Here is a 21,627-nt window from a genome sequence, read left to right on the forward strand (position 1 = left end):
GCTCCAAGTGTGAATTAACAGCGGAATCCCGTTAATGAGTAAGCGGCCTGTCGCCCAAAAAAAGAAAAAACCGGCCAAACCGCCCGCAACACCTGATCTGGATCTCTATGACGATTTCACCGTGTTGCCGATTTCAGCCGAATTCAATTCTCGATCGCTGATCTATCTGACGCTGGCCGGTACCCTGGTCAGTATTCTGTATACGGGTCAGATCTCCAATCTGTTCACCATCATTGTCGCCTTCTGTCTGCTCTACCCGACGCTGATCCGGTTCTTGAGTATGCCCTTGCGCCAGCGCTATCCGAAGCAGGTCGGCTACACCCTGATGCTGTTCGATGCGTTCTTCATCGGCGCCATCCTGGTGGCCATGGGCTCGCCGCTGGTACCGACGCTGTTGCTGATCATCATGGCGAACGCCAGCTTTATCTGTGTGGGGCGCACCTCGTCCTACATCCTGTGCCTGCTGTTTCTGGTGCTGGGTGGCGGAGTCATGTACGCCATCGAACCGGTGGCCTACCTGACCGAGTCCAGCACCATCACCAATGTCATCGCGGCCATCGGCGCCGGTCTCCACGTGGCTACCAACGCCTATTACACGGCCCAGCAGGCGCGGTATCTGAAAACCACCCGGCAGGAGCTGCATACGCAGAGCCAAAAATACCGCGCGCTGTCGCAAAAACTGTCCAAGTACCTCTCGCCCCAGGTCTGGGAGACGATTTTCCGCGGCAAGCGCGACGTCAAGCTGGAAACCCAGCGCAAGCGACTGGTGATCTTCTTTTCCGACATCAAGGGTTTCTCGGAGATCTCCGAGATGATGGAGGCCGAGGCGCTGACCGAGCTGATCAACACCTATCTGACCGAAATGAGCCGGGTGGTGATGAAGTACGGCGGCACCATCGACAAGTTCATCGGCGACGCCATCATGGTCTTTTTCGGCGACCCGGAATCCAAGGGCGCCCGCCAGGACACTCTGGCCTGTGTGTCGATGGCGATCGAGATGCGCAAGCTGATGCGGGTGCTGCGCCAGCGCTGGCGCGCCCAGGGTATTCAGCAGCCGCTGGAAATCCGCATGGGCATCAACTCGGGGTACTGCACGGTGGGCAACTTCGGCGCCGAGACGCGGATGGACTACACCATTCTGGGCAAGGAGGTGAACCTGGCCTCCCGGCTGGAGTCTTCGGCGGAGCCGGGCGAGATTCTGGTGTCGTACGACACCTATGCCCAGATCAAGGACAAGATTCTGTGCCGCGAGAAGGGGCACATCAAGGCCAAGGGCTTTTCGCGGCCGGTACCGATCTACCAGGTGGTGGATTTCCGGCGGGATCTGGGGGCCAAGCACAGCTTTACCGAACTGGAGCTGGAGGGCTTCACGTTGTCACTCGACATGGAGAAAGTGCGGAATTACGACCGGGATAGGATTCTCTCTGCCATCGAGAAGGTCAAAACCTCTTTGAATAATAAGACGCCTTGAGTGTCTTACACCCCTTGTTACTGTGGTTGAACCCTCGCCGGGGTGGGGGTGGACCTCCAGAGGGCCGCCGTGAACCCGTCCATGGGGGCTTGACCTCGGCATCCATGCCTCGCACATCCCTCTGGAGGTCCACCCCCACCCGGCGCTAGCCTGCAGTTTCCGTCGAGGAGTTTTCTGGGAATGTGGGCATCTGATAATCATGCCACGGCAAGCCAGCAACGGGCGGAGGGGGGATGCTTTGGAAGGGACATCTGAGGCATGGATGCCGATGCTAAGCGTACATGGACGTATTTACAGCGGTCCCTGGAAAAGCATACCCTGCCGCCCGTTGCGGGTTTATGCCACGATAGATAAACCAGCCTCCCAGACTACTGCCGAACCAACCGACGGTTATCCGCCTTGAAGTTGGGGTCGTTGCTTCGGTAGGGGTTGATGTCCAGACCGCCCCGACGAACGTAGCGCGCATACACCGTCAATTGTTTCACCCCGCATTCCCGTTTCAAGTCCTGAAAAATCCGCTCGACGCACTGCTCGTGGAATTCGTTGTGCTGTCGAAAGGAGATCAGGTATTTCAACAAGGCGGCCTGATCGAGCCGAGGGCCGGTGTAGTCGATAACGACACTGCCCCAATCCGGCTGACCGGTGACCAGGCAGTTGGATTTGAGCAGGTGGCTGTGCAGGACTTCGTGGACCACCTCGTCGGACGCTGCGGCCAGCAGGCCGGGGTCGGTCTGGTATTGGTCGGTTTCGATGTCGAGTTCGTCGATGCAGTGCCCCGGCAGGGCGGCGATGTCAGCGCTGTGGCCCATCTGGCTGAGCGGAACCAGGGTGACGCGGACCTCGGCCCCGGCGGCCCTGGAAAGATCGGCCGTCATCCGGTCGGCGGCTTCGCGAACGCTGTCGAACTTCGTTTGGTTGAAGGAGTTCAGGTACAGCTTGAAACTCTTCGATTCGATCAGTCGCGGCGAATCCGCCGGGATGAAAAATTCCCCCATCGCCACGATCGGCTTGCCCTTGGCGTTCAGCCAGCTCAGCTCATAGGCGTTCCAGATGTCCACGCCGTGGAACGGCAGATCGCCGGTGATGCCGATTTCCTCGCGCTTGCCGCTCCGTTCGATCGGAAACAGCAAACTCGGGTCGTACTCGGCGATGTAGGCGCTGGTTTTACCCAGCGGCGAATGTTCGGGGGTATGCATGGCGTTTTCCAGGTTTCAGCTGCGCAGTCCGCGCCCGGTATGCAGTAGATAGAGCGCCCAGCTCATCAGGGCACCCATGAACAGGAACAACATACCATAGGCGGCGAAAATCGGGATATCGCTGATGCCGATGATGCCGTAACGGAAGGTGTTCACCATGTACAGGATGGGGTTCAGCTTACTGACCCATTGCCAGACCTCCGGCAGCATGGAGACCGAATAGAAAACGCCGCCAAGGTAGGTCAGCGGGGTCAGGATAAAGGTCGGTACGATGGTGACGTCGTCGAACTTGGTGGCGAAGATGGCGTTGATCAGGCCGGCGGTGGCGAAGACCACGGCGGTCATCAGGATCACCGAGAGCGTCACCCAGATGTTGTGGACCTGCAGGTCGGTGAACCAGAGGCTGAGCGCGGTCACGATCAGGCCACAGGCCAGCCCCCGCGATACACCACCGATGACGAAGCCCAGCAGGATCACCCAGTTCGGAACCGGTGCGACCATCAGCTCTTCGATGGATTTCTGGAACTTGTTCGAGAAAAAGCTGGAACTGACGTTGCCGTAACTGTTGGTGATGACACTCATCATGATCAGGCCGGGTACGATGAACTGCATGTAGTCGAAGCCGTCCATGGTGCCGACGCGACTGCCGATCAGATTCCCGAAGATGATGAAGTACAGCACCATGGTGATGGCGGGTGGCAACAGGGTTTGCTGCCAGATGCGCATGAAGCGGCGCACCTCTTTGAAGACGATGGAGGAGAAAGCGACCCAGTAAGGATGATTCACGCAGTGGCCTCCTGTTGGCTGGGGGTGGTGAGGTCGACGAAGAGTTCTTCCAGGCGATTGGTTTTTGGACGGATGCTGACCACGTCCAGCCCGGCCTGCTCGAACAGGGCGAAGACCCGGTTCAGGCTCTGGCCGTTGGTCAGGTCGAACTCGATGCTGTGTTCGTCGACCAGGCGGCTGGACAGCCCTTCAAGCGCCGGCGCCTCGGACAGGGTGCCGCGTACGTCCGCGACGAAGGTGGCCCGCTGCTTCCCTTTGAGCAGTTCCTTGGTCGGCGCCTGGGCGATGATTTCACCGTGGTTGATGATGGCGATGTTCCGGCACAGACTCTCGGCTTCCTCGAGATAGTGTGTGGTCAGGATGATGGTGGTGCCTTCGGCGTTCAGTTGCGTCAGGAAGCGCCACATGGAACGGCGGATCTCGATGTCCACGCCGGCTGTGGGCTCGTCCAGAATCAACATGCGCGGTTCATGCACCAGCGCCCGGGCGATCATCAGCCGGCGCTTCATGCCGCCGGACAGCATGCGGGACTGGACATCGCGTTTGTCCCAGAGGTCGAGTTGTTTCAGGTATTTTTCCGCCCGTTGCCGAGCGAGCCGGGGCCTGAGGCCATAATAGCCGGCCTGCTGGATGAGGATGTCCTCGACTTTCTCGAACGTGTTGAAGTTGAATTCCTGGGGAACCACACCCAGGCTTCGTTTCACACGTTCACGTTCGGTATCCAGATCGTGCCCACACACGCGGACCGTGCCGGAGCCCTTGTTGACGAGTGAGGAAACAATACCCAATGTGGTCGATTTACCGGCCCCGTTCGGGCCCAGCAGGGCGAAGAAATCGCCTTGTTCCACGTCAAGGTCGATGCCCTTGAGAGCTTCGAAGCCGTTGTCATAGACCTTGCGTAGTTGCTTGATTTCGAGCGCTTTGGTCATGGAAACCCTGATGTCGAAGAATTGGAAGGAATGCTGGCCCACTACCGCCTTGCCGGTTGTACGACGGGGGAACCCGATCACTGAATCGATGCGTATAAGTGGTTACTAATACTGAATTTTCAACGGAGTGGCGATGAAAGTCCTGATCACCGGTGCCTCCGGCCTGCTCGGCAGCGCCCTGGCGCAACGCTATCTGGAACGCGGACATGAGCTGTGGTGCTGGCAACACCGCCGCCCCCTGCCCGAGGCACTGGCGGGCCATGTACGCAGCGTCCACACAGTGGAAGACCTCAGCGGCCATTTCGACCAGGTGGTGAACCTGGCTGGTGCCAGCATCGCCGGCGGTCCGTGGACATCCAGTCGTCGAAACATCATCCGCGAGTCTCGCGTCGAATTTACCCGGACCCTGCTCACCGCCGCACGTGAGCACAGGTACAGTATCGGCCATCTGATCAGCGGTTCGGCCGTGGGTTACTATGGTAACAACCGTCAGCCGGTAAACGAAGACGCTCCCCCGGGGACAGGTTTCGGTGCCGAATTCGTGTCCGAGTGGGAGGCCGTGGCGCGCTCCTTCGATGACTGCATTCCCCACATCAGCCTGGTACGTACCGGCTTGGTGTTGAGCCACCGTGGCGGCCTGCTGACCCCCTTGACGCTGCCGGCCCGGTTCGGTCTAGCCACCCGCCTGGGAAACGGTCGACAAGGCCAGAGCTGGATCCATGAACGCGACTGGTTGAATGCAATCGACTGGATCCAGGAGCAAACACTGACCGGCCCGGTCAATCTGACGGCCCCCAATCCGGTCAGCCAGGACGAGTTCAACGCCACTCTGGCGCGCGTCCTCCGCCGGCCCTACTTCATGCGCATGCCCGGTGCGCCGCTGCGGCTGGCCTTGGGAGAGATGGCCAGTCTGGTGCTTGAGGGGCAGTATGTTCATCCGGAAAAACTGCAACACAGCGGCTTCACCTTTCAATTCGGGTATCTGGAAGACGCTCTCAGGCAGGTACTGGGTCGCGCCTGAGCTCGCATCATCCTCAAACCGGCGGCCGCTTCTGGTATGATCCGTGACCGGATTCACAGATCATCGGAGCAGTCATGATCGACCTGACCCCTTATCGCGCCCTCATTTTCGACATGGACGGCACCCTGGTGGAAAGCGGCCCCTTGCACGAAATTGCCTGGCGGGAGACGCTGGAACGCTATGGACTGCCCATTCTGCCGGCCCTGATGCGCTCTCTGGCCGGCGTACCGACCCGACAGACACTGGAGATCGTCGCGCGCGAAAGCGGGGTTTCGCTTCCCGCACCGGTCGATGAAATGAACGCCTTCAAAGAAGCCCGGGTCAGTGAGCTGGCTCCCCGATACGTCAAGGCCACGGCCCTCGGCAACCTGGCTTTGGAACAGAACGGCCTGCGTCCCATGGCGGTCGGGACCGGGGCGGATACCGACGAAGCACGGCGCATTCTGGACCACTGTGGCCTGCTGTCCTTGTTCGATGTGGTGGTCGGCGCCGACCAGGTGCAGCACCCCAAACCCGCCCCGGACACCTTCCTGGCCTGCGCCCGGGCGCTGGACCACCCACCGCACGAATGCGTGGTGTTCGAGGATGCGGACCTCGGCATCGAGGCGGCCCAGGCCGCCGGTATGGCGGTTATCGATGTACGCAGCCGCTTTCAGTTCGTCAATGAGTACTTCCTCGCCGACGAGGCCGTCGGCTAATCCGGATTGGGAATGTCCGCGAACGCGGACCCCACCGCCCGGATCTCGCCGGTCACGATCCGGTTCCGGTTGCGAATCGCCGGCTGACGCTCTTCCGGGCTGATCGGCAGCCCCAGCCGGTGCAATATTTCGCTCATGGCCACTTCGGCGGCCAGGGCCGAGCCGGAATCCATCTTCAGGGCAATGCCCAGCTTCCACTCCGGCAGGGCGGCGATGTAGACGCCCTCGGCACCCACTTTCAGAAAGGCTCGACCGTTCAGCGCCATCATCATCCGCGTGCAGTAGCGACCGGTTCCGGCCACATAGAACGGGTTTCGGGTCGCGGCGCTGTACAGCGCCTGCGCCGGTTCCAGGAATTCCGTCGGCAGTCGGTGCGGGTCGGCGAAGCGCGCGAACCCCAGAGCCAGGCGATGCAACGGCATGGCCCAGGTCGGCGCCGTACAGCCATCGGGCGAGACGGGAGCATGAACCAGGTCGGTGTCGCAACACCGCTCGATGCACACCCGAATGGCCTGTTGTACCGGGTGATCGGCCTTCGAGTAGCCGTGGTGGTCCCATTCCTCCTGCCGGGCGAGGGCCAGCATACCGGCATGCTTGCCGGAACAGTTATTGTGGCGAGCATCGGGACGGTGATGGCTCCAGGCCAGGTCCACTGTCGCTCGCTCGCCCATCGGCCAGTGATAACCGCATTCCAGGTCGGTGAGACTCAGACCGAGTTTGGTCAGGAATTCAATGACTTTCTCGGTATGCCTTGCCTCTCCTTCATGGGAGGCGCAGGTCAGGGCCAGGTCGATGTCGTCCAGGCCGAAAGCCTTCGGCGCGCCGGAAGCGACCATGGGCAGCGCCTGGAACGCCTTGATCGCCGAGCGCGGATAGGTCAACCGATCCGTATCCCCAATCGACCAGATCGTCTCGCCCGTACTGCGCATCACCACGGCACGTCCGCGATGTTCACTCTCCACCGCGTCGGCGCGCGTCAGTTCAACCAGGGTCGGATTGGCCAAGGTCATAATGCTGGGCTCCCAGTTTGGCATTCAGTTGTTGAATCGAAGTGGCCAGTTTAATGATGATCTGATCTTTCAGCTTCTCGCGCTCGCCGCAATCGAGCTGCTTCATCAACGCCTGGTCCACACGCAACAGGATACAAAGATCCTCGGCCAGCACCCAGGATGTACGCTCGGTGCTGAGCACGAACCCCATCTCGCCGACCATCTGACCCGGACCGACCAGCATCACCGGTTCGCCATCCTTCTGCAGCCGGACCGAGGCCCGACCGCTCAGCAGCAAGTAGAAACAGGTGTCGTGCGCGCCCAGCTCGATGATGACTTCGCCGGGCTCGGCGATGAAGAATTCGGCATTATCGGCGATGCGTTCCAGCTCATGCTGGTAAAAATTGTGGAAGAGCTCGAGTTTATGAAAAATCGACATGCGCTTGGCGGCGCTGAACGCGGATGAATGTCTCAATGGAACCTCCCTCGCTGATGAAGACCCGCCCTTCAAGCATATACCAGATTGGCCGACCCGGTGTTCGAAACCCGGAAAGCTTTGCAAGCCCATCCTTCCATCTGGTACAAACGCCCGAAATCCTTCGGAAATCACATCATGGCGAGCAAGTGGGCACTGCGATTCTTTCAATTGGCTGAACTGGTCGGATCCTGGAGCAAGGACCCTTCCACCCAGGTCGGCGCCGTCATCACCCAGGGTAACCGGGTGATCTCCCTCGGCTTCAACGGTTACCCGCACGGCGTTTCGGACCGGGCCGACATCGAAGACCGGGAACTGAAATACGCCAAAACCATCCACGCCGAGGAAAACGCCATCCTCTTCGCCAAAGGAGACCTGACCGACTGCGATATCTGGGCCACCCACTTCCCCTGCCCCAATTGCGCCGCCAAGATCATCCAGACCGGCATCAGCCGTGTGCACTGCCCCGAACAGACGGCCGACTACCTGTCGCGCTGGGGCGAGAAGATCAAGATCAGCGAATCCATGTTCGCCGAAGCCGGCGTCCAGGTACATTGGGTCAAAGGCGTGCCTCCTACCAATAGCGGAGAGTCGGTGCGCGCCGACTAACGTAGTCTTAACGGCGGTTTCCACCACAACAACAAATCGGAGCCGCCCTATGAAAACCCTGCTGTCGCTAGGCCTTTGCCTATTGTGTGGTCCGCTGTGGGCCGGACAGGTGCTCATCATCGAGAGCTACCATCCCGAATACCCCTGGGACGCCGACTACCTTCGCGCCATCGACGAAATCCTCGGTGCCAACCACGACATCGACTCGCTCTACCTCGACACCAAACGCATCAAACCCGACGCCTTCGACGCCAAGGCCGACCGTCTGCTCGAGGAAGTCAAAGCCCGGCAACCCGATATCATCTTTCTGGGCGACGACAACGCCCTCAAACTCATGGGCCCCAGGCTCGACCCGCTGGACATCCCGACCGTATTCTTCGGCGTCAACGGCCATCCCGACCAATACGGTCTTAAAGGCGCTCCCTGGCTCACCGGCGTGCTCGAACGCCCCCTCTTCCGCCAGACCGTTCGTCACCTGCGAAAAGTGCTCTCCAGCAACGACCGCTTCCTCGTCCTCATGGACGACTCCCCCACCATGCGCAACGCCGTCACCGAAGCCTGGGGCGAACAGCGACAGGTCACCATTCAGGGCTCCACGCTCGACATCCTGCTCACCAACGAAGCCGAACGCTGGCTGGGCGCCGTCGCCACCGCCCACCAGGACTACGACGCCGTCATTTTCGGCACCCACCACACCCTGCGCTATGCCGACGACGGCTACGCTGAACCCGACGACCTCATGGCCCGCGCCTACGCCGACGCCCAGGTCCCCTTGTTCGCGTTCTGGGACTTTTTCGTCGCCGAAGGCATGACCGCCGGTGGCTATGTCCTCTCCGGCTACGATCAGGGCAAAACCGCCGCCCGTATGGGACAGTTGATTCTACGAGGCGTGGACGCCACCAGCGTGCCGATGATCGTCGGACAGACCGGGCAGTACCGATACAGCCGGTCGGGGATGGAACGCTGGGATATCGAACTGTCGACCTTGACCGCGTCACAGACGATGTTTGTGAAGTGAGGGAGAGCGTGGGAGTTTAGGGTTCGTTAGCGGTGGATCGTGTCGAGGTAGCATTGAATTCCATGGTGGGCGGCCGAACCGTCGGACCGACCCACCCTACCAGTCACACAAGAATACCGTCGTGGTCGTATTAGGGGTCAGCACTGATTCGAGTGATGGCTGCCGGGGGCTTTCCTTCGGGGATGTCGGCAGCCATGGATGGCTGCCGCCAAGCCTACATGGATGTATTCACGGCGACCCCGGAGGGAAGTCCCCGGCAGCCGGCACGGACCATCGCCTCATATCTAAACCTGGAACCGACTCACTGCCTTGTCCAGATCCGACGCCACATCCTGCAATTGATGCGTCTGGTCCGCCGCCTTCTGCGCACCTTCCGCCGTGTCTTCCGACACTTCCCGGATCTTCACGATATTCTGATTGATCTCCTCCGTCGTCGCGCTCTGCTGTTCGGACGCCGTCGCGATCATCATGTTCAACTCATTCAGCCGGGAGATGGCTTCCATGAACTTGGTGAACCGCTCCTGCACCACCTGCGTCTGCTCCGAGACCTCATGGGTCGACCGCTGACTCGTCTCGATCACCTCAACCGCCTGCGCCGACTGTTTCAGCATCCATTCGATCTTCTCGCGAATCTCCTCGGTCGACTGCTGAGTCCGGCCCGCCAGGGTCCGTACCTCATCGGCCACCACTGCGAAGCCGCGCCCCTGTTCACCGGCGCGTGCCGCCTCGATGGCCGCGTTCAGCGCCAGTAGATTGGTTTGCTCGGCGATGCTCTGAATCGTCGACAGGATATCTTCGATGCTGGTCACGCCCTCATCCAGTTGCTTGATCACCGACACCGCATTGCTCATGTTCTTTTCCAGTGCCTGCACCGCGGCCATGGTGGTGCCCACCGTGCCGTCGATCGTCTTCGCGTCCTGCTCGCTTTCGTGCATTTCCTTACTGGCCACCTCGGCATTGCCGGCCACCTCGCGAATCGACGAGGTCATCTCGTTGATCGCCGTCACCACCATATCCAGTTCCGTACGCTGGCGTTCGACGTGGCTGCGCGTGTCATCCGCGATATCGGCTGTATCCAGGGCCACCTGGTTCAGCCTCCGGTTCTGCTCCATGACCACGGAGATCATTTGTCGCAACGCCTCCACCAACTGCTCGGTGGCCCGGCTGATGTCGCCCAGCTCATCCTGGGTATGGCGCCCGAACTGGGCGGTGAAATCGCCTTCGCCCACCTGGGTCATGTAGGTACGCAAGCGTTTCAGGGGCTGACGGATGGAACGCACCACCAGGAAAGACAGCAGCGCGCAGAAGATTAGCGCACCAACCGCCACGGCGATCAGATACAGACGCGATTGAACCACGACGTTTTGCGCCGTCCGGCCGACTGTGGTCGCCGCCTGGTTGACCTGGTCGGCGATGCTGTTCAGTTCCTCAACCTGGCCGGCGAGGCCGGCCTGAGTCTGGGTCACACCGCTGCGCAGTGAAGCCTTGATCTGCAGAAAATTGTTCTGCAGCGGAATCAGGCCATCGTTGGCGGACACTTTTTCGATCATATTGCCCACCAGCGTCCCCACCTGCTGCTGATACTTGGCGAAGAACTCGTCGTCGCGGGCATAGCCCATCATGCGAAACCCCAGGGTTCCGTACTGATCCATGAAGTCGCGAAAGCGGTCCTGAACCTTCTGGAACTCGGCGATGGAATCGATCAGGGACAGTTCGTTGGCCAGGGCGAACCCCTGGCTGACAATGTTGCGCACCTCGAACACCAGTGTCTTGGCGTCGGGGTCGAAGGTATCGGTGATGAACAGATTGAACAGGGGATCGACTTCGGCCTGCATCTCCTGCAGTTCCGCGCGGATGGAGTCAATGTTCTGTTGCGCCAGCAATGATCGGCCGTACACGCCCATATTGCTTTCCACTTGTTCGAACAAGGTCTGGCTACTGTCGACGATGGCATTCAGCTGTTCCTGGCTGGCACTCATCCCCTCCAGACTGCCGAGCCTCTGGTCCAGCAAGTCCGCGTTTTTTTCAAATAAGGCCACCGTACCCTGGAAATCGGACTCGAAGCGCTGCAGTGCATCCGGCTCGACCGAGTTATAGTGCTCCAAAGCCAGACGGCTGATTTCCTGCAATTCGATCTGCAGATCGGCAACCGCTCTCTGGGCGGGCGCGGCGCCCTCCACCACTTGAGTCACACCACGATTGATGCGATCCAGTGACAAAGCCCCAAGTACCACAACGGACACAATGGCGAGACCCAGCACCGTGAACGCCAGGTTCAGGCGCGACGCCACATTCAATCGGAAGCTGGGTCGGAACTTGGGTCGAATCTTCATAAAACACCTCGTGAATCGATGACGACCGACTTCCCCGGTCCAGGACAGACCAACCCTGGTGTGAGAACGGCGGCGTGACCATCGCCGCCCTTTTTAGGTGCACTGAGTCGTCTACATGACAGATTGATTGCCCTGTTATCGACCAGTCACGCCCGTTCTGAAGCGATTCAGCGCTCCTTGTCGGTTTCTGCGACCTGGCGGACACCGCGTACGGCCCGGGTCCAACCGGCATAGAGTCGATCACGATCCGCCTCGGCCAATCGGGGCTCGAAACGGTGTTCGCACTGCCAGAACCCCTGTATCTCCTCGGTCGACTCATAGAGACCGGATTGCAGACCGGCGAGAAAAGCCGCACCCAATGCTGTGGTCTCGGTTACGGTCGGTCGATCGACGCGGGCTCCCAGGATGTCGGCCAGAAACTGCATTGCCCAATCGTTGACCACCATGCCACCATCGACCCGCAACCCTTCGATGCGTTCGGCGCCATCCGCTTTCATGGCTTCGACCAGGTCCCGCGTCTGATAGCCCACGCTCTGCAGGCCGGCGGTGACGATCTCGGCGATGCCGGAATCCCGGGTCAGTCCGACTATGGCACCGCGCGCATCCGGATCCCAATAGGGAGCCCCGAGACCGGTAAAGGCCGGTACCAGATAGACGGACTGGTCCGCCCCCACCTGTTCGGCCAGTTCACTGGATTCGGACGCATGCCGGACCAGCTTCATCTCATCCCGCAACCATTGCATGGTGGCACCGGCCATGAAAATGCTGCCTTCCAGGGCGTAGGTCACTTCCCCGCTCAGGCGGTAGCCGACCGTGGTCAACAACTTGTTGCTCGACGGCAGGGGTTGCTTGCCGGTGTTCATCATCAGGAAGCAGCCGGTGCCGTAGGTGCTCTTCACCATGCCGGGTTGATAGCAGGCCTGGCCAAACAGGGCCGCCTGCTGATCGCCGGCGATACCGGCCACCGGGATCGCGGCGCCGAACAGGTCCGGCTCGGTGTCGCCGAAGTCGGCGGCGCTGTCCTTGACCCGGGGCAGCAGGCTGCGCGGTACATTCAGCATGTCCAGTAGGGCGCTGTCCCATTGCTGGGTGTGAATGTTGAACAACAGGGTGCGCGAGGCATTGGTGGCGTCGGTGGCGTGTTCGCGCCCGCCGGTCAGGCGCCAGAGCAGATAGGTATCGACCGTGCCGAACGCCAGTTCACCCCGCTCGGCGCGCTCGCGGACGCCCTCGACGTTATCGAGTATCCAGCGCACCTTGGTGCCGGAAAAATAGGGATCGAGTAGCAACCCGGTCTTTTCGGCAACCCAGCTGCTTCGCCCCTGGGTCCGCAACGACTGGCAAAACTCGGCCGTGCGCCGGTCCTGCCAGACAATGGCGTTATACACGGGTTCGCCGGTCTCGCGATCCCATATCAGGGTGGTTTCGCGCTGATTGGTGATGCCGATGGCACGCACGTCGGAGGCTTTCAAACCCGCCGTATCCAGCACTTCGCGACAGACCGACAGTGTCGACTGCCAAATGTCCTCCGGGTCGTGCTCCACCCAGCCATTGCGGGGGTAGATCTGGCGGAATTCCTGCTGGGCGCTGTGCAGCGGACGCCCGACCCTATCGAACAGAATGGCGCGACTGCTGGTGGTTCCCTGGTCGATGGCCAGGATCATATCGGACATGTGGACTCCTTGGTGTTGTTGTTCGCGTACAGTCCCATCATATCGCCGGCACGGGCGGGCTCAAGCGCCCGCAATCGGCAACCGTACCGGATCCCGTGCCACGGTTGCCCGTGACGCCTCCGATTCGGGACAGTTGCTACCCTCCAGTGTAGACGCTGGTGCTTCGGTTGACCGTCAACCCGCTGTTTATCCAACAATAAGAAAACGATTTCAACCAGAGCGCTGTCCGAAAACCCCGCAATAAGCGGCTTATAGTTAAATCGAATGAAGGGCTTTCTGGGCATTTAAAAAAAAACTTGAAAACGTTACCAACGCTGAGCATACTTCGATAAAAATGAAAACAATACGAGCCATTATGACAACGCAACTGAAAACAAACGCCCTCTCTGCGGTTGCAAAGGCGCAACGGCCAACCGCCGCCAGCCGTTGGCATACATTGACACCCTACCTGTTTTTGCTGCCCGCTCTGGCTCTGTTCGCTGTCTATGTCATCGCTCCGATCTTCCAAAGCATCTGGATCAGCTTTTTCGAATGGGACGGCATTGGCGACAAGACCTTTATCGGGCTCGGCAACTACGCCGAGTTGCTGGAAGACCCGCAGTTCTGGACTTCGCTGTGGAACAACGTGCTCTGGCTGGTGTTCTTCATGCTGGCCGTCCCCATCGGCCTGGGTGTGGCCTTATTCCTGAATCAGCAGGTGCTGGGGATTCGCGCGGTCAAATCCCTGTTCTTCTTTCCCTTTGTCATCTCCCAGGTCATCGTCGGCGTGGTGTTCTCCTGGTTCTACGATCCGAGTTACGGCCTGTTGCAGCGTTTTCTCGGCTTTTTCGGGGTCGACCCAATTCCCATTCTCGCCAGCGAAACCCTGGTGACCTACGGCATCATCGCCGCCGGCCTCTGGCCCCAGATCGCCTACACCATGATTCTGTACCTCACCGGCCTGAACAACCTGAACCCGGATCAGATCGAAGCGGCCCGCATGGACGGTGCGCACGGCTGGACCATGCTGTGGAAGGTCATCATTCCCCAACTCCGCCCGGCGACCTTCATCGCCATGGTCGTGACCGTCATCGGTGCGCTGCGGTCGTTCGACCTGGTCGCCACCATGACCTCGGGCGGCCCCTGGGGCAGTTCCTCCGTACTGGCCTTCTTCATGTACGAACAGGCCATCTTCAGTTACCGCATGGGGTATGGCGCGGCCATCGCGACCGTCCTGTTCCTGATCATGCTGGTGTACATCGGTTTCTTCCTGTGGCGCATGCTGCGGGCCGAGCGAGGTTGATCCATGTTTCCGACTCCAATACAGCAAACGTCCAAGTTCACCCAGATCAGCTATCGCGTCGCACTGCCGGCCACCATTATTCTCTGGCTTCTGCCGCTGGCCGCCGTCCTGATGACGTCGGTTCGCTCCATCGCCGACATCAATGCCGGTAATTATTGGGGCTTGCCCGAAGAGTGGATGCTGGTTGAAAACTACACCGCCGTTTTCGCCAACACGAACATGGCGCGCTATCTGCTTAACAGCGTCATCATCACCGTACCGGTCATGATCGCTTCGGTGGCCCTGGCCACGCTCGCCGGCTTCTCCCTCGCCAAGTATCGGTTCCGCGGCCGGATCGCCCTGTTCGCCACCTTTATCGGCGGCAATTTCGTCCCGTTCCAGATTCTGATGATCCCGGTGCGCGATCTGACCATCCAGCTCGGTCTGTACGACAGTGTCTGGGCCTTGATCATATTCCATACCGCTTTCCAGACCGGTTTCTGCACCCTGTTCATGCGCAACTTCATCATCGATCTGCCCGATGAACTGCTGGAATCCTGCCGCCTGGAAGGCGCCAGCGAATGGAAGATTTTCACCCGCATCATCGTGCCACTGGTTCGCCCGGCCCTGGCGGCCCTGGCCGTGCTGATCTTCACCTTTGTCTGGAACGACTATTTCTGGGCACTGGTGTTGGTTCAGAGCGACGAGGTGCGCCCCGTGACCGCCGGCATCAGTGCCCTGCGTGGGCAGTGGCTCGCGTCCTGGCAGTTGATCTCCGCCGGTTCGATCGTCGCGGCGCTGCCACCGGTTATCCTCTTTTTCGCCATGCAGAAACACTTTATCGCCGGCCTGACTCTGGGGGCGACCAAGGGTTAGCCGGTTCAACACCCGGGGGTTCGCCTCCATTCGTCTCACAACAAATAAAGAAGGACGAGGTTATGACACTGAAGAAACTGCTCGCCGCCACCGCCGTGAGTACCCTGATGATGACCGGTGCCCAAGCCGGCACTCTGGTCATTAACTCCAACCAGTCCGACCCGGCCCCCAAGGCTGCCTGGGGCGAACTGATCGCCGACTTCGAAGCCGCGAACCCGGATATCGACGTTCAGGTCAACGAATACGATCACGAAGGCTACAAGAGCGCCATTCGCAACTGGCTGGTCACCTCTCCGCCCGATATCGTGTTCTGGTTTGCCGGTAACCGCATGAAGTACTTTGTGGACCGCGGTTTGCTCGAACCGGTCACCGACGTCTGGGAAAACAACAACATGTACCAGAACTTCGGCTCCACCCGGGCGTCCATGACGGTTGATGATGAACAGTACGGCGTTCCGGCCACATACTACCAGTGGGGCATGTACTACAACGCCGATATCTTCGAGCAATACGGTCTGGAAGAACCGCAAACCTGGGAAGAATTCATCGAGGTGTGCGAAACCCTGAAGGCCAATGGCGTGACACCGATCACCATCGGCACCAAGTTCCTGTGGACGGCCGCCGGCTGGTTCGATTACCTGAACCTGCGCACCAACGGCCTGGACTTCCACATTGACCTGATGGACGGCAAAGTCCCGTACACCGACGAACGCGTTCGCCAGACATTCGCCAACTGGCGCGAACTGATCGACGGCGGCTATTTCCTGGAAAACCACGCCTCCTACAGCTGGCAGGAAGCCCAGGCGCCCCTGCTGAACGGCGACGCGGCCATGTACTTGATGGGTAACTTCCTGACGCCGAGCTTCCCGGAAGGCTCGAACTACGACTTCTTCCAGTTCCCGCAGATCGACCCGAGCGTCGGCATGTTTGAGGATGCTCCGACCGATACCGTTCACATCCCGTCCCGGGCTAAGAACAAGGCCGACGCCAAGCGCTTCCTGGCCTATGTCGCCCAGGCCGATGTGCAGACCCAATTGAACCTCGGTTTGAACCAGTTGCCGCCGAACGCCCAGGCGGAAGCCGGTGACAACAAATTCCTGGTTCAGGGTCTGGAGATGCTGTCCGAAGCCGACGGTACCGCCCAGTTCTACGATCGCGATACCGACCCGGCCATGGCGAAGGAAGGCATGAAAGGCTTCCAGGAGTTCATGGTGAACCCGGATCGGCTGGACCGCATTCTGGAGAACCTGGAAAAAGTGCGCCAGCGCGTCTTCCGGTAAGTTCCGGATTGATCAAAGGCGGCTTCGGCCGCCTTTTTTATGCCCGGGTACGTCACCGGGCACTCAGCCCTTCCCTTTGTCCACCTCCGGTAACTCTCGAGATTCGCTATGAACAACAGTCTGTTTGCCATTGCTGTCACATCCGTGTTGTCCTCCACTGTTCTGGCCGAAAGCGAGCACCATTTGTCCTTGTGGTTTCATGCCCGCAGCACGGAAGAATTATCGTTCATCCACGATCAGGTCGATCGATTCCACCAGATCCAAAACGAGATTCGGATCGACGCCCTGGCTCTGCCGGAGACGGGCTTCACCCAGCATGTCATCGAGCAGGATCGGTCGGGTAACGGACCGGATCTGATCTATTTTCATACGGGCAATCTGTCCTATCTCGCCTGGTCGGGCACCATTTCTCCGTTGAATGATCTGATCGCTTCCAATGTACTGGACAACACCTTGCCTTCGGTTCGCGCTCAAGGCACTTACCCGGCCGACAGCCAACTGTACGCCCTGGCCCCGACGGATTCGACACCGGTTCTGTATGGTAATCGCGCTTTATTGGCCGATACGTCGGTCGAGGTGCCCACGACATTGGATCAGGCCTGGACTCGCCTGCAGTTCGAGAATCTTTTGGCCGAACTGGTCGAACACGGCCAACGCTGGCCATTGGAGCTCGGTCTCTATCAGGCCGACCCAGAATGGTACATGTCGGTATTTTCACCCATCTTTTATTCTCAGGGCGCCGATCTCATTTCGCGCATCAAATGGGATGCTCACCTGGCGGCGAATTCCCTGTTTGTGCGGGATGTCGACGATGTGTTGAGCGAATGGTTCGATCATCAATGGGTGGTTCCCGCCAGCAAAATGAACGGACGTTTTTACCGTCGCCAGAACTCGGCGCTGTCCATCGCCACACTGCAACACTACGAACGCTACAAGGCCGAACTGGGTGACAACCTCGTCGTATTACCTATGCCGGTGCTGGGCCCCTATCCGGCGACGACCTCGGGAAATTACGGTTGGTCGATCACACAGTCGTCCGAACAGTCGGGTATGGCCGCCCGTTTCATCGAGTTCGCCCTGTCCGACGCCGAGGTCACGGCCATGAGCAAACGTACGCTGGACGTTCCCGGTACACACTCAGCTATACAGCAATCCAGCCTGTACGGTGAAGGCGGCCCACTGGCTCTGGTCGTCGAACAATTGAACCGGATCGCCACGCCACGACCGTTTCACCCGGCCTACCCCGTCATTCGAGACAGCTTTGCCCAGGCCATGGCCAACGTAGTCGCCGGTGAGGATTTGCGTGGAGAATTGTCCGTAATGGCGGATCGGGTCGATGGCCACATACGAGATGCCGACGGCTTCCCGCCATTCAACAACCTGTAGCCCCTCTCAAGAATCGCAGCCTCTGACACGGACGGCATTTTTTCGTATGCTGGCTCCGGTCGAATAACCGGATGGGATGCAGATGTCGCGACTATTGAAAGCATTGGGGGCGGGCGTACTGGGCGCATTGGCCCTGTGGGGGGCAACAGCCTGTTTTAATTGGGGCTTTACCGAGCTCAGCGAAGCCCGCCAGATCGATCGTTTGCCCATGACGCCCATAGGCACACTAGCAGGCGGGCCCTACGCCGTCGTGGGTGTGATCGAGGCTGAGGGCGGCATGCTGGAAGCCCCTTATTCGAAGGCATCGGTCGTCTATGTGCGTTATCGTCTGGAAGAGGAATACCGCGACAGCGACGGCGACCTGCGAACACGCACACTGGACAGCGGAGAGCGCAGTGCTCTGTTCCAATTGATCGATCACAGCGGCAATGTCGTTGTTAATCCCACGCTGAGCACGAGTCAGATCAACTGGTCCGTGAACGAAACCTATCGTCGCCGGGACGGAGACCTGATCTACACCGAGTGGACCCTGCGCCCCGGCCAATCCGTCGAGTTACTGGGTCGCTATCAATCGGGCGATGCCACGATGGTGTTTAACAACCTCGACTTTAATCTGCCGCCGACGATCACCGACAACAACCTGAAAGCCGAAGGGGGCAAAAGCCTGCTGATCGCCGCCGCCCTGATTTCCCTGGCCTCCGGTGCGGCTTCCGTGGGACTGGCGCTGGTGTTGATCGCCGCTCAGATTCACCGCTTCTGGATCTATGTACTGACCATGACCGTGGTGCTCGTCGGTTACTTCTGGACCATGGGTGTGATTCACCTGGAACGTGACTGGCAACGGGCCGCCGAGTTGTATCAAACCCGGGCCGAGGCCATCGAACAGGCCGGCTCCACCGAGGCCCGTCAGGCGGACCTCTATGCCATGCGATGGCTGATCGAGCGCGGGGCGGGCCAATGGCCGGACCGGGCTTTTTTCGACCCAATCGCGAGCGAGCGTTTTCCGATACCCGCCGGTGTCGACCGGGATCGACAAAGAGTGATTGGTCAGGAACTGGCCAGCGAACCCGTCAGTCGGTTCGAGCAGGCCTGGTTGGCCTGGGTCATTACCGCGGCGGCGATCATCCTCGGGCTGATCGGGATGTGGATCGCCATCCGGGCGATCAAACTGAAGCGCCTGATCGAACACCTACCCACAGCGAAATCCACTGGGCTGGCTTACGGCATGGCTGAGTTGGCGGGCGCCATCCGGGTGGACGATGAGCGTCCCCATGTTACCAGCCGGCTCGCGCAGGAACCCTGTGTCGCCTACGACTTCAGCATTGAAGAACGTCGCGGTTCAGGCAAGAAGGCGCGCTGGGTCACCGTTGAATCGGGTGGTGAACAGACGCCGTTCTGGCTCTCGGACGACGCCGGGCAGGCCACGGTGTATCCGGACAAGGCCGATATCGACTACCCGGAGAAATATCGTCGCCGGGAGGGACGGCGGCGCTATACCGAACACTGGCTCCCTTATGACCGGACCGCCTACTGTCTGGGGTTCGCGGGGCTCGATCGACAACACCCGGACCGGCTAGCCCTGCAGTACGAGGATGGTAATCCCTTTCTGATCACCACCGACGATGAAGATTCCGTGGTTCGCGGCAAGGGTGCGCTCGGCTTTCTGCTGACCTCGGTCAGTCTCGGGGGCTTCCTGCTCGCCGGAACGGCCCTGTTGGCGGCGTCGGGTCAATTGACCCCGGCCGACCTGATGATCACCGCGCTCATCGTTCCGGTTTTCCTGCTGGTCTACACCGCTATCCTGCATTACAACGACCTGGTATTCCTGAAAAACCGCGCCGAGAAAGCCTGGAGCGATATCAACACCGTCCTGCAAAAGCGCCACAACCTATGGCCGTCCTTGCAGCGCTCGGTGGAGGCCTATTTAAACCACGAAACCAAGCTGCTGGAAGCCATCGGCCAGATTCGCGCCGCCCGCCCCGATCCCGACCAGACCCCGGATCAGGTCGATGAACGGGCACGCTTCGAACACAAGCTCACCCGCGCCCTTCAGGTGCGCGTGGAAGACTATCCGGATCTGAAAGGCAACAAGGTGGTCGAGCAGTTCATGCAGCAGATGGAGGAGAGCGAAAATTATCTCGCCTTGTTGCGCAAGGGCTATTCCGACGCCGTCGAGGTATACAACACTCGGAGTCAATCCTTCCCCGATGTGATTCTGGCGCGTCTGTTCCGATTCAAAGCCAAGCAACCCTTTGGCATCGCTCGGCAGGAGGCGGAATGACGGCCACATTCGACGCCATCATCGAAGCGTTCACGCGCAACCGGGATCGGAAAACAGCCGAACCCATGCAGCGCTACATGAAAACGGACCAACCCTTTTTCGGGATCCAGAAACCGAAACGCGCTCAATTGATACAAGAAGTGCTCAAGCTACATCCGGTAGAGGATTTGGAAAGCTATCGCGCAACGATTCTGGATCTCTGGCACCACAGTCACCGTGAAGCCCAATATGCGGCCCTGGACATTGCCATGCGCTCAAAGCGCTGGATCACGGATGACAACTGGGATCTGTATCGCGACCTGGTGTTTACCGCCTCCTGGTGGGACACCCTGGATGCCGTCGCATCCAACCTGGTGGGGCCTTGTCTGTTGCAGAATCGCGAACATCAGAATGAACTGGATGGGTGGGCTGAACACCAAGGGCTCTGGATTCGGCGAGCGGCACTGCTGGCGCACCTGAAGCACAAGGATCAGACCGATGTGGATGCTCTGGAGCGAACCATTCTGACCGAGGTCGTGGACGACCAGTTTTTCATTCAGAAAGCCATTGGATGGGTGTTAAGGGAGTATTCCAAGACGGATGCGGAGTGGGTTCGGCGGTTTATACAACGGCATCGGAACAAGCTGAGCAAGTTGGCGATTCGGGAAGGGAGTAAGTACGTGTAGAGTTGTGTTGGTTGGATCGGTACGTCTGGTCCGGCACTCCGGCTTCGGCTACCGATTCGTCGGACCGATCCAGCCTACGGGAAAGCAGGTAATTGTGAGTGATCGCGGGCTCGTTATTCTCCCCTGGTGGGCGGTGCCCACCTTAGCGTTTTCCCGACCCCAACAACGCAAAAACCCCCGATACCTTGCGGTACCGGGGGTTGGTATTAAAAGCTTGACGATGACCTACTCTCACATGGGGAAACCCCACACTACCATCGGCGAGGCTGCGTTTCACTTCTGAGTTCGGCAAGGAGTCAGGTGGTTCCACAGCTCTATCGTCGTCAAGCAAACTGGTTGGTGACTGCGGTATGGTTCAGGATCGCTCACTATGGCTTTCCCGTTCCGGTGCAGTACACCCAATTCGCACTGATCAAGTTCTTTCTCTCAAGTCTCGGTCTGCTACCAAGCGGCTCTTCAGTCAGTCACTGACTGGCGAACCTTCAATTCTTCGTCTTGCGTTACGGCGCCAACACCCCTTGGGCGTTATATGGCCAAGCCGCACGGGCCATTAGTATCGGTTAGCTCAACGCCTCGCAGCGCTTACACACCCGACCTATCAACCAGCTCGTCTCGCTGGACCCTTCAGGAGGCTCAAGGCCTCAGGGAAAACTCATCTTGAAGGGGGCTTCCCGCTTAGA

At 59.6% G+C, this 21,627-nt stretch carries 18 protein-coding genes and 2 rRNA genes; 11 read left to right on the top strand and 9 right to left on the bottom strand.

What is annotated here, in order from left to right; translation table 11 throughout:
• Nucleotides 1-34: 34 nt before the first annotated feature.
• Nucleotides 35-1,471: an adenylate/guanylate cyclase domain-containing protein gene (locus IE111_RS18900; protein ID WP_189611717.1), complete on the top strand. Its 1,437-nt coding sequence runs from the start codon at nt 35-37 to the stop codon at nt 1,469-1,471.
• Nucleotides 1,472-1,839: 368 nt separating this feature from the next.
• Here the strand turns inward: IE111_RS18900 and queF are convergent, their stop codons facing one another.
• The 3 genes from queF to IE111_RS18915 are packed head-to-tail and all read right to left on the bottom strand — an operon-like array spanning nt 1,840 to nt 4,382.
• Entirely contained in the window at nt 1,840-2,667 is an 828-nt protein-coding gene (gene queF, locus IE111_RS18905; protein WP_189611719.1) for an NADPH-dependent 7-cyano-7-deazaguanine reductase QueF, read from the bottom strand.
• Between the two features lie 15 nt (nt 2,668-2,682).
• Nucleotides 2,683-3,393 (bottom strand): ABC transporter permease, encoded by a 711-nt coding sequence (locus tag IE111_RS18910; RefSeq protein ID WP_373300940.1) that lies wholly within the window; start codon nt 3,391-3,393, stop codon nt 2,683-2,685.
• 56 nt (nt 3,394-3,449) lie between these two features.
• The gene (locus IE111_RS18915) at nt 3,450-4,382 is read right to left on the bottom strand and encodes an ABC transporter ATP-binding protein (protein ID WP_189611721.1); all 933 of its coding nucleotides are present in this window, start codon (nt 4,380-4,382) and stop codon (nt 3,450-3,452) included.
• A gap of 133 nt (nt 4,383-4,515) precedes the next feature.
• On the opposite strand from IE111_RS18915, the gene IE111_RS18920 reads away from it, so the two are divergent.
• Nucleotides 4,516-5,403 carry a TIGR01777 family oxidoreductase gene (locus IE111_RS18920; protein ID WP_189611723.1) on the top strand — a complete coding sequence of 296 codons (888 nt, stop codon included), beginning with the start codon at nt 4,516-4,518 and terminating at the stop codon, nt 5,401-5,403.
• A 74-nt stretch (nt 5,404-5,477) separates the two neighbouring features.
• Entirely contained in the window at nt 5,478-6,101 is a 624-nt protein-coding gene (locus IE111_RS18925) for an HAD family hydrolase (protein ID WP_189611725.1), read from the top strand.
• Here IE111_RS18925 and IE111_RS18930 read toward each other — a convergent pair.
• Together IE111_RS18930 and IE111_RS18935 are read right to left on the bottom strand one after the other, a co-directional pair.
• Entirely contained in the window at nt 6,098-7,111 is a 1,014-nt protein-coding gene (locus IE111_RS18930) for an asparaginase (RefSeq protein ID WP_189611727.1), read from the bottom strand. The genes IE111_RS18925 and IE111_RS18930 overlap by 4 nt on opposite strands.
• Nucleotides 7,083-7,565 (bottom strand): cyclic nucleotide-binding domain-containing protein, encoded by a 483-nt coding sequence (locus IE111_RS18935; RefSeq protein ID WP_189611729.1) that lies wholly within the window; start codon nt 7,563-7,565, stop codon nt 7,083-7,085. Before IE111_RS18935 ends, IE111_RS18930 begins: the two co-directional genes overlap by 29 nt.
• Nucleotides 7,566-7,703: 138 nt before the next feature.
• Between IE111_RS18935 and IE111_RS18940 the strand changes: the two genes are divergently transcribed.
• Together IE111_RS18940 and IE111_RS18945 are read left to right on the top strand one after the other, a co-directional pair.
• Nucleotides 7,704-8,174, top strand: a complete 471-nt coding sequence (locus IE111_RS18940; protein WP_189611731.1) for a dCMP deaminase family protein — start codon at nt 7,704-7,706, stop codon at nt 8,172-8,174.
• A gap of 49 nt (nt 8,175-8,223) precedes the next feature.
• The gene (locus IE111_RS18945) at nt 8,224-9,192 is read left to right on the top strand and encodes an ABC transporter substrate-binding protein (RefSeq protein ID WP_189611733.1); all 969 of its coding nucleotides are present in this window, start codon (nt 8,224-8,226) and stop codon (nt 9,190-9,192) included.
• Between the two features lie 284 nt (nt 9,193-9,476).
• Here the strand turns inward: IE111_RS18945 and IE111_RS18950 are convergent, their stop codons facing one another.
• Complete coding sequence (locus IE111_RS18950; RefSeq protein WP_189611735.1) at nt 9,477-11,525, bottom strand: HAMP domain-containing methyl-accepting chemotaxis protein; 2,049 nt, start codon at nt 11,523-11,525, stop codon at nt 9,477-9,479.
• 167 nt (nt 11,526-11,692) lie between these two features.
• Complete coding sequence (glpK, locus tag IE111_RS18955; protein WP_189611736.1) at nt 11,693-13,198, bottom strand: glycerol kinase GlpK; 1,506 nt, start codon at nt 13,196-13,198, stop codon at nt 11,693-11,695.
• 355 nt (nt 13,199-13,553) lie between these two features.
• Between glpK and IE111_RS18960 the strand changes: the two genes are divergently transcribed.
• The 6 genes from IE111_RS18960 to IE111_RS18985 all read left to right on the top strand — a co-directional run bounded on the left by IE111_RS18960 (nt 13,554) and on the right by IE111_RS18985 (nt 20,947).
• Nucleotides 13,554-14,480 carry a carbohydrate ABC transporter permease gene (locus IE111_RS18960; protein ID WP_189611738.1) on the top strand — a complete coding sequence of 309 codons (927 nt, stop codon included), beginning with the start codon at nt 13,554-13,556 and terminating at the stop codon, nt 14,478-14,480.
• Nucleotides 14,481-14,483: 3 nt separating this feature from the next.
• Complete coding sequence (locus tag IE111_RS18965; protein ID WP_189611739.1) at nt 14,484-15,335, top strand: carbohydrate ABC transporter permease; 852 nt, start codon at nt 14,484-14,486, stop codon at nt 15,333-15,335.
• A gap of 62 nt (nt 15,336-15,397) precedes the next feature.
• On the top strand, nt 15,398-16,615 hold the full coding sequence (locus IE111_RS18970) for an ABC transporter substrate-binding protein (RefSeq protein WP_189611741.1): 1,218 nt from the start codon (nt 15,398-15,400) through the stop codon (nt 16,613-16,615).
• Nucleotides 16,616-16,723: 108 nt separating this feature from the next.
• Nucleotides 16,724-18,001: an ABC transporter substrate-binding protein gene (locus IE111_RS18975; RefSeq protein ID WP_189611743.1), complete on the top strand. Its 1,278-nt coding sequence runs from the start codon at nt 16,724-16,726 to the stop codon at nt 17,999-18,001.
• Between the two features lie 82 nt (nt 18,002-18,083).
• Nucleotides 18,084-20,282 (top strand): LemA family protein, encoded by a 2,199-nt coding sequence (locus IE111_RS18980; protein ID WP_189611745.1) that lies wholly within the window; start codon nt 18,084-18,086, stop codon nt 20,280-20,282.
• Entirely contained in the window at nt 20,279-20,947 is a 669-nt protein-coding gene (locus IE111_RS18985) for a DNA alkylation repair protein (RefSeq protein ID WP_189611747.1), read from the top strand. Before IE111_RS18980 ends, IE111_RS18985 begins: the two co-directional genes overlap by 4 nt.
• A 212-nt stretch (nt 20,948-21,159) precedes the next feature.
• On the opposite strand, the gene rrf is transcribed toward IE111_RS18985, so the two are convergent.
• Together rrf and IE111_RS18995 are read right to left on the bottom strand one after the other, a co-directional pair.
• Nucleotides 21,160-21,275 (bottom strand): 5S ribosomal RNA (rrf, locus tag IE111_RS18990).
• A gap of 201 nt (nt 21,276-21,476) precedes the next feature.
• A 23S ribosomal RNA gene (locus tag IE111_RS18995) occupies nt 21,477-21,627 on the bottom strand; the annotation flags it as partial.

This window comes from Saccharospirillum salsuginis (assembly GCF_014651855.1).
GTDB classification, from domain to species: domain Bacteria; phylum Pseudomonadota; class Gammaproteobacteria; order Pseudomonadales; family Natronospirillaceae; genus Saccharospirillum; species Saccharospirillum salsuginis.

Bases quoted from the DNA above. Each gene is read 5' to 3' on its own strand.
- IE111_RS18900 (WP_189611717.1), top strand. From the start codon at position 35: ATGAGTAAGCGGCCTGTCGCCCAAAAAAAGAAAAAACCGGCCAAACCG.
- queF (WP_189611719.1), bottom strand. From the start codon at position 2,667: ATGCATACCCCCGAACATTCGCCGCTGGGTAAAACCAGCGCCTACATC.
- IE111_RS18910 (WP_373300940.1), bottom strand. From the start codon at position 3,393: ATGCGCATCTGGCAGCAAACCCTGTTGCCACCCGCCATCACCATGGTG.
- IE111_RS18915 (WP_189611721.1), bottom strand. From the start codon at position 4,382: ATGACCAAAGCGCTCGAAATCAAGCAACTACGCAAGGTCTATGACAAC.
- IE111_RS18920 (WP_189611723.1), top strand. From the start codon at position 4,516: ATGAAAGTCCTGATCACCGGTGCCTCCGGCCTGCTCGGCAGCGCCCTG.
- IE111_RS18925 (WP_189611725.1), top strand. From the start codon at position 5,478: ATGATCGACCTGACCCCTTATCGCGCCCTCATTTTCGACATGGACGGC.
- IE111_RS18930 (WP_189611727.1), bottom strand. From the start codon at position 7,111: ATGACCTTGGCCAATCCGACCCTGGTTGAACTGACGCGCGCCGACGCG.
- IE111_RS18940 (WP_189611731.1), top strand. From the start codon at position 7,704: ATGGCGAGCAAGTGGGCACTGCGATTCTTTCAATTGGCTGAACTGGTC.
- IE111_RS18945 (WP_189611733.1), top strand. From the start codon at position 8,224: ATGAAAACCCTGCTGTCGCTAGGCCTTTGCCTATTGTGTGGTCCGCTG.
- IE111_RS18950 (WP_189611735.1), bottom strand. From the start codon at position 11,525: ATGAAGATTCGACCCAAGTTCCGACCCAGCTTCCGATTGAATGTGGCG.
- glpK (WP_189611736.1), bottom strand. From the start codon at position 13,198: ATGTCCGATATGATCCTGGCCATCGACCAGGGAACCACCAGCAGTCGC.
- IE111_RS18960 (WP_189611738.1), top strand. From the start codon at position 13,554: ATGACAACGCAACTGAAAACAAACGCCCTCTCTGCGGTTGCAAAGGCG.
- IE111_RS18965 (WP_189611739.1), top strand. From the start codon at position 14,484: ATGTTTCCGACTCCAATACAGCAAACGTCCAAGTTCACCCAGATCAGC.
- IE111_RS18970 (WP_189611741.1), top strand. From the start codon at position 15,398: ATGACACTGAAGAAACTGCTCGCCGCCACCGCCGTGAGTACCCTGATG.
- IE111_RS18975 (WP_189611743.1), top strand. From the start codon at position 16,724: ATGAACAACAGTCTGTTTGCCATTGCTGTCACATCCGTGTTGTCCTCC.
- IE111_RS18980 (WP_189611745.1), top strand. From the start codon at position 18,084: ATGTCGCGACTATTGAAAGCATTGGGGGCGGGCGTACTGGGCGCATTG.
- IE111_RS18985 (WP_189611747.1), top strand. From the start codon at position 20,279: ATGACGGCCACATTCGACGCCATCATCGAAGCGTTCACGCGCAACCGG.